Genomic DNA, 6,926 nt, shown 5'->3' with positions numbered 1-6,926 from the left:
GCCCGCATACGCGACGCGTGCGCCGAGCCGCGCGGCCTGGTCGGCGAAGATCGCCGGCGCGCCGCTCGGAAACGGCCCTTCGAACAGGCCCGGTGTATCGAAGCCCTGGCCGCGTTCGGCGGCGACGAATTCGGCGAGCAGTTCGCCGGCAACGACGATCTCGGCCATCAGGCGTGCCCTCCTCGTGCGCCGGCGGCCGCGTCGTCGCGGGCCGGGCGGCTGGTGGCGCGTGCGAGCGGCACCATGTCAGCTCATCCAGTTGCCGCCGTCGACGTTCAGCGTCTGGGCGGTAACGTAATCGGCGTCGGACGACGCGAGGAACAACGCGGCGCCGGTCAGGTCGCCCGGCACGCCCATGCGGCCGAGCGGCACGGCTTCGCCGACGAGCCGCTTCTTCTCGCCGAGCGGCCGGTTCTCGTAGCGTGCGAACAGCGCATCGACCTGCTCCCACATCGGCGTGTCGACGACGCCCGGCGCGATGCCGTTCACGTTGATCCGGTGCGGCGCGAGCGCGAGCGCGGCCGACTGCGTATAGCTGATCACCGCGGCCTTGGTCGCGCAGTAGTGCGAAACGAGCGCCTCGCCACGACGCCCGGCCTGCGACGACATGTTGACGATCTTGCCGCCGCGTCCCTGCTCGACCATCCGCTGCGCGACGGCCTGCATCAGGAAGAACAGCCCTTTCACGTTGACCGCGAACAGCCGGTCGAACACGTCCCACGATTCGTCGAGGATCGGGCGCATGTCGAACAGCGCCGCGTTGTTGAACAGGATGTCGACGCCGCCGAAGCGTTCGACCGTCGTGGCAACGATCCGCTCGATGTCGTCGCGGCGCGTGACGTCGGCGGTGACGGCCACCGCGCGGCCGGGGTTCGCCTCGATGAGCCGCGCAAGCGAGCCGCCTGCCGGCTTCAGGTCGACGAGCACGCAGCGTGCGCCCTCGTCCAGATAGCGTTGCGCGACCGCCTCGCCGATGCCGCTTGCGGCGCCCGTCAGGATCGCGACCTTGTCTTGCAGTCTCACTGGCTGTCTCCGGTTCGTTCTGCTTGTCGACGGCTGCGAGGTGAGCGAACGCTCGCGAACCGATCAATTGCTCTGTTGGTGATCGAATGATCGGATACGCGATTCACGCTGTCAAGACGACGTGACGGCTTTCTATGACGCGCTGCGGCACGACGGCGCACCGCGGCAACCCGCCGCGCACGCCCGGCAAGGCACAGCGCGCACGGTGCGGCGCGGTCGGATCGGCAATGAAGGGGACGGAGCGAGGGCGGAAGGCGGATTTCGCGCTGCACGGCGCGGCGATACGTTATATCATCGCCATACTTTGTTTCATCGCCCTGCCTCACGCCATGGCTACCTCATCGTCCATTGACGCCCGGCTGTCCCGGGCCGACGCATTCGCCGCCGAGCACGGGCTCGCGTGGACGCCGCTGCGCCGTCAGGTCTACGAACGCGTGCTGGCCGCGCAGCGCCCGATCGGCGCGTACGACCTGCTCGCCGAGCTCGAGCCGCAGCGCGGCCGCGTGCCGCCCACGACCGTCTATCGCGCGCTCGATTTCCTCGTCGAGCACGGCTTCATCCACCGGATCGAATCGAAGAACGCGTTCTTCGCGTGCTGCGAGATCGGCGTGCCGCACGAAGGCCAGTTCCTGATTTGCGATTCGTGCGGCGACACCGTCGAGATTCCCGGCGGCGACCTCGCGAAGCAGTTGTCCGCGAGCGAGCCCGCGCACGGCTTCGAAGTCCACCACCAGGTCGTCGAGCTGAGCGGCCTGTGCGGGCACTGCAAGCACAAGCCCGTACAACGCTGACGCATCTCGCGCGGCGCACGCGCCGCCCCTTCCAACGAGGAGTTCCATGTCCATTGCCCTGAAGCGCGCGCCGCGGCGTGCCCTGTCGCCTGTCCGCTGGCTCGCCACCGCCGTCGCCGCGCTGTCGCTCGCGACGCCCGCGTTCGCGCAGGCCGCGACCGTCAACGTCGTGGCCGCCGAGAATTTCTACGGCGATGTCGCGTCGCAGATCGGCGGCAGCCACGTCGCGGTCACGAGCATCCTCAGCAATCCGGACCAGGATCCGCACCTGTTCGAAGCCAGCCCGAAAACGGCCCGCGCACTCCAGCACGCGCAGGTCGTGATCTACAACGGCGCCAACTACGATCCGTGGATGAGCAAGCTGCTCGGCGCGTCGAAGCAGGCAAAGCGCGCGACCATCGTCGTCGCCGATCTGGTCGGCAAGAAGGCCGGCGACAACCCGCACCTGTGGTACGACCCGGCGACGATGCCTGCCGCCGCGCGCGCGATCGCGGCCGAGCTCGGCCGCGCCGATCCGGCGAACAAGGCCGAATACGACGCGAACCTGCAGAAGTTCGTTGCCTCGCTGAAGCCCGTCGACGACAAGGTCGCCGCGCTGCGCGCGCAGTACAAGGGCGTGCCGGTCACGGCCACCGAGCCCGTGTTCGGCTACATGTCCGACGCGATCGGCCTCGACATGCGCAACCAGCGCTTCCAGCTCGCGACGATGAACGACACCGAGGCGAGCGCACAGGACGTCGCCGCGTTCGAGAACGACCTGCGCAAGAAGCAGGTGCGCGTGCTGATCTACAACAGCCAGGCTGAAGAACCGATGACCAAGCGCCTGCTGAAGATCGCGCGCGACGGCGGCGTGCCGACCGTCAGCGTCACCGAGACGCAGCCGGCCGGCAAGACCTTCCAGCAATGGATGGCCGGCCAGCTCGACGCGCTCTCGACCGCGCTGGCCGCCGGCAAGAAATAAACCACCGTAACGACATGACCGCCACTCCTCACGCACTCGCCGTCGATCGCGTCACGCTCGAACTGGGCGGACGCACGATCCTGCGCGACGTCAGCTTCTCGATCGAACCCGGCGAATTCGTCGGCGTGCTCGGGCCGAACGGCGCGGGCAAGACGACGCTGATGCGCGCGGTGCTCGGCCTCGTGCCCGTGTCGGCCGGCACGCTGTCCGTCGGCGGCGTGCCGGTCGTGCGCGGCAACGCGTCGATCGGCTACATGCCGCAGATCCGCAGCGGCCTCGCGAACCGCCGGATGCGCGGCTACGACTTCGTCGCGATGGCCGCCGACGGCCACCGCTGGGGGCTGCCGCACACGAACGCGACGACGCGCCGCGACGTCGACCGCGTGCTCGATCTCGTCGGCGGCCCGACGCTCGCACGCCGGCCGCTGTCGGAACTGTCCGGCGGCGAGCGGCAGCGCCTGCTGCTCGCGCAATGCCTGCTTGGCAGCCCGAAGCTGCTGCTGCTCGACGAGCCGCTGATCAGCCTCGACCCGAACCACCAGCGCGGCGTCGTCGAGCTCGTGCGCAACGTGCAGCGCGAGCTCGGCATCACCGTGCTGTTCTCCGCGCACGAACTGAATCCGCTGCTGAACGCGCTCGACCGCGTGCTGTATCTCGGCAACGGCGTCGCGGCGCTCGGCACCGTCGACGAGGTGATCACGAAGCCGGTGCTGTCGCGGCTCTACGGTTCGCCGATCGACGTGATGCGCGTGAACGGCAAGATCTTCGTGATGTCGGGCGACGTCGAGATCGAAAAGCACGACCACGAACACGAGGACGACGACGGCCACTCGCACGGCGGTGGCGGCGGCCACGGCCATCACCACCACGGACACGCTCATCCCGGGCATTCGCACGATGTTTGAATACGACTTCATGATCAACGCCTTCGCGGCGTCGGGGATCGTCGCGGTGCTCGCGGGCATCGTCGGCTACTTCCTGGTGCTGCGCGGGCAGACCTTCGCCGGCCACGCGCTGTCGCACGTCGGCTTCACCGGCGCGACGGGCGCGGTGCTGCTCGGCATCTCGCCGATCTGGGGGATGGTCGGCTTCACGCTCGCGGCCGGGATCGGGATGGGCGCGCTCGGCGAGAAGCTCGCGGGCCGCGACGTGGCGATCGGCGTGATCCTGTCCGGCGCGCTCGGCTTCGGCCTGCTGTTCCTGCATTTCTACACGTCGTTCGCGACGCAGGTCACCGCGCTGCTGTTCGGCAACGTGCTCGCGGTGAGCCACGACACGCTCGCGGTGCTCGCCGGCATCGGCGCCGTGAGCCTGCTCGCGCTCGCGCTGATCGCGCGGCCGCTGCTGTTCGCGTCGCTGCAGCCCGAACTGGCCGAAGCCAAGGGCGTGTCGCTGCGCACGGTGTCGATGCTGTTCCTCGCGGTGTGCGCGCTCGCGGTCGCCGCGGCGACGCAGATCGTCGGCGTGCTGCTGGTGTTCACGCTGCTGGTCGGGCCGGCTGCGGCCGCGCAGAACGTGACGACGCGGCTGTCGACCGGCGTGCTGCTCGCCGCGCTGTTCGCGTTGTTCGAAGCGTGGCTCGGCATCGTGCTCGCGTATCACACCGACTGGCCGACGAGCTTCTGGATCACCGCGCTGTCGGCGCTCGTGTACGGCGCGAGCCTGTTGCGGCGCCACTGATCGCCGCCCGGCAGATCACCGTTCGACGAAATGAAAAACGCCGGCGTGCCCGAGGGCAGCGCCGGCGTTTTTGTATGCGCCCGCGATCGTGCGGCGCGCCGTGTGCGTTACCTGCTTCCCTACCCGCTCACCGTGCGAGCACGCGCGCGTGATGCGCGATGTGATCGGAGATGAACGTCGAGATGAAGTAGTACCCGTGGTCGTAGCCTGCATGACGACGAAGCGTCAGCGGCTGGCCGGCCTTCGCGCAGGCGGCTTCGAACACGTCGGGGTTGAGCTGGTTCGCGAGGAACTGATCGGCGAGGCCCTGATCAACGAGGATGCCGTCCGCGAACTTCGGCGCATCGGCACGCGCGACGAGTTCGCTCGCGTCGTGTGCCTTCCACGCTTCGCGATCGGCACCGAGGTAGCCCGAGAACGCCTTCTCGCCCCACGGGCAGCGCGTGGGCGCCGCGATCGGCGCGAACGCCGACACCGACCGGTACAGGCCCGGATGGCGCAACGCGAGCGTCAGCGCGCCGTGCCCGCCCATCGAGTGCCCGAAGATCCCGAGCCGCGCGCCGTCGATCGGCAGCTCGGCCGCGACGAGTTCGCGCAGCTCGCCCGTCACGTACGACTCCATCCGGTAATGCGCGGACCACGGCGCCTCGGTCGCATCGACATAGAAGCCCGCGCCGACACCAAAGTCCCACGCATCGGTCTCGCCCGGCACGCCCGCGCCGCGCGGGCTCGTGTCGGGCATCACGAGCGCGATGCCGTGCTGCGCCGCGTATTGCTGCGCGCCGGCCTTGATCGCGAACGTCTCGTCGGTGCACGTGAGCCCCGCGAGATAGAACAGCGCCGGCACGCGGCCGTGCGCGGCCTGCGGCGGCAGGTACACCGAGAACTTCATCGGCAGGCCGATGGCCGCCGAATCGTGACGGTAGAAACGCTGCTCGCCGCCGTGGCACGCGTGCGAGGAAACGAGTTCGAGCATCGCGGTGCGCTCCCGGTCAGTACAGCACGACCGAGCGGATCGACTCGCCGGCCTTCATCAGGTCGAAGCCTTCGTTGATCCGCTCGAGCGGCAGCGTGTGCGTGATCAGGTCGTCGATGTTGATCTTGCCTTCCATGTACCAGTCGACGATCTTCGGCACGTCGGTGCGGCCGCGCGCACCGCCGAACGCCGAGCCCTTCCACTCGCGGCCCGTCACGAGCTGGAACGGACGCGTGCTGATTTCCTCGCCGGCTGCCGCCACGCCGATGATGAACGACTGGCCCCAGCCCTTGTGCGTGCACTCGAGCGCCTGGCGCATCAGCTTCACGTTGCCCACGCATTCGAACGAGTAATCCGCGCCGCCGTCGGTCAGCTGCACGATGTGGTCGACCACGTTCTCGACTTCGTTCGGGTTGATGAAGTGCGTCATCCCGAACTTCTTCGCAAGCTCGACGCGCTTCGGGTTGATGTCGACGCCGATGATCTTGTCCGCGCCGACCATCTTCGCGCCCTGGATCACGTTCAGGCCGATGCCGCCGAGGCCGAATACGACGACGTTCGCACCAGCCTCGACCTTCGCCGAATACACGACCGCGCCGACGCCCGTCGTCACGCCGCAGCCGATGTAGCAGATCTTGTCGAACGGCGCGTCTTCACGCACCTTCGCGACCGCGATCTCCGGCACGACGATGTAGTTCGAGAACGTCGACGTGCCCATGTAGTGGAACAGCGGCTTGCCGTCGAGCGAGAAGCGCGACGTCGCGTCGGGCATCAGGCCCTTGCCCTGCGTCGCGCGGATCTTCTGGCACAGGTTGGTCTTGCGCGACAGGCAGAACTTGCACTCGCGGCATTCGGGCGTGTAGAGCGGAATCACGTGGTCGCCCTTGCGCAGGGTGCCGACGCCGGGGCCAACGTCGACCACGACGCCCGCGCCTTCATGGCCGAGGATCGCCGGGAAGATCCCTTCCGGATCGGCGCCCGACAGCGTGTAGTAGTCGGTGTGACAGATGCCCGTCGCCTTCACCTCGATCAGCACTTCGCCGGCGCGCGGCCCTTCCAGATCGACTTCCTCGATCGTCAGCGGCGCGCCCGCCTTCCATGCAATCGCTGCTTTCGTCTTCATCGTGTGACTCCTGTCTGTGTGTGAGGTCGGCCCGGGTTGGCGCGTCGGCGCTCACGTCGACCGGCGTGGATGCGCCAGCACCGACGCCGGTCCCATGCTTCGCACCGGGTTCCATGCAAAGCGGTCGGAACCGTGCCGCGCGGCATCGCGCACGGCACGGCGAAAGAATCTCGTGCTCGCCATGATGGCCGGTCCGGCCACGCATCGCGTGCGGGAAACGGTCGCCGGCTTGCCACGATGCGTCATCGCTGACGCAAAAGAACAAGTGTTCGAGTTTAAACGCCCGTCGTGAACCATGCATCCGTTCGCGCATACAGATCGATGAAGCGTGCGTGGCGCACGGCCAGCGAGCGATCGTCGCGCGGCGAGAGC

The 6,926-nt window shown here is 68.4% G+C and carries 7 protein-coding genes and 2 pseudogenes; 4 read left to right on the top strand and 5 right to left on the bottom strand.

All coding sequences use genetic code 11. The annotated features are described in order from the left end of the window. Together G3N99_RS31745 and G3N99_RS31740 are read right to left on the bottom strand one after the other, a co-directional pair. Positions 1–168: pseudogene (locus G3N99_RS31745) on the bottom strand (sugar kinase); the annotation flags it as partial. Between the two features lie 78 nt (positions 169–246). Then, positions 247–1,023 (bottom strand): L-iditol 2-dehydrogenase, encoded by a 777-nt coding sequence (locus G3N99_RS31740; protein WP_174941395.1) that lies wholly within the window; start codon positions 1,021–1,023, stop codon positions 247–249. Positions 1,024–1,352: 329 nt separating this feature from the next. Between G3N99_RS31740 and G3N99_RS31735 the strand changes: the two genes are divergently transcribed. Genes G3N99_RS31735 through G3N99_RS31720 form a run of 4 tightly spaced genes read left to right on the top strand, consistent with a single transcriptional unit; the run spans position 1,353 to position 4,455 of the window. After that, the gene (locus G3N99_RS31735; protein WP_011353040.1) at positions 1,353–1,814 is read left to right on the top strand and encodes a Fur family transcriptional regulator; all 462 of its coding nucleotides are present in this window, start codon (positions 1,353–1,355) and stop codon (positions 1,812–1,814) included. A gap of 46 nt (positions 1,815–1,860) precedes the next feature. After that, on the top strand, positions 1,861–2,775 hold the full coding sequence (locus G3N99_RS31730) for a zinc ABC transporter substrate-binding protein (protein ID WP_206124356.1): 915 nt from the start codon (positions 1,861–1,863) through the stop codon (positions 2,773–2,775). Between the two features lie 14 nt (positions 2,776–2,789). Continuing rightward, positions 2,790–3,680 (top strand): ABC transporter ATP-binding protein, encoded by an 891-nt coding sequence (locus G3N99_RS31725; RefSeq protein WP_206124355.1) that lies wholly within the window; start codon positions 2,790–2,792, stop codon positions 3,678–3,680. Then, positions 3,673–4,455, top strand: a complete 783-nt coding sequence (locus tag G3N99_RS31720) for a metal ABC transporter permease (protein WP_027789245.1) — start codon at positions 3,673–3,675, stop codon at positions 4,453–4,455. The genes G3N99_RS31725 and G3N99_RS31720 overlap by 8 nt, the downstream gene beginning before the upstream one ends. 127 nt (positions 4,456–4,582) lie before the next feature. On the opposite strand, the gene fghA is transcribed toward G3N99_RS31720, so the two are convergent. From fghA to G3N99_RS42125, 3 genes and pseudogenes are all read right to left on the bottom strand, one after another. Next, positions 4,583–5,431, bottom strand: coding sequence for an S-formylglutathione hydrolase (gene fghA / locus G3N99_RS31715; protein ID WP_206124354.1), 849 nt, complete (start codon positions 5,429–5,431; stop codon positions 4,583–4,585). Positions 5,432–5,447: 16 nt separating this feature from the next. Next, the gene (locus tag G3N99_RS31710) at positions 5,448–6,554 is read right to left on the bottom strand and encodes an S-(hydroxymethyl)glutathione dehydrogenase/class III alcohol dehydrogenase (protein ID WP_011353045.1); all 1,107 of its coding nucleotides are present in this window, start codon (positions 6,552–6,554) and stop codon (positions 5,448–5,450) included. Positions 6,555–6,829: 275 nt separating this feature from the next. After that, a pseudogene (locus tag G3N99_RS42125) lies at positions 6,830–6,926 on the bottom strand (carbohydrate kinase); the annotation flags it as partial.

This window comes from Burkholderia sp. Ac-20392, assembly GCF_017104585.1.
GTDB classification, from domain to species: Bacteria; Pseudomonadota; Gammaproteobacteria; order Burkholderiales; family Burkholderiaceae; genus Burkholderia; species Burkholderia lata.
The sequence above is the reverse complement of the archived record's forward strand: the minus strand, read 5'-3'. Positions and strand labels throughout refer to the sequence as shown.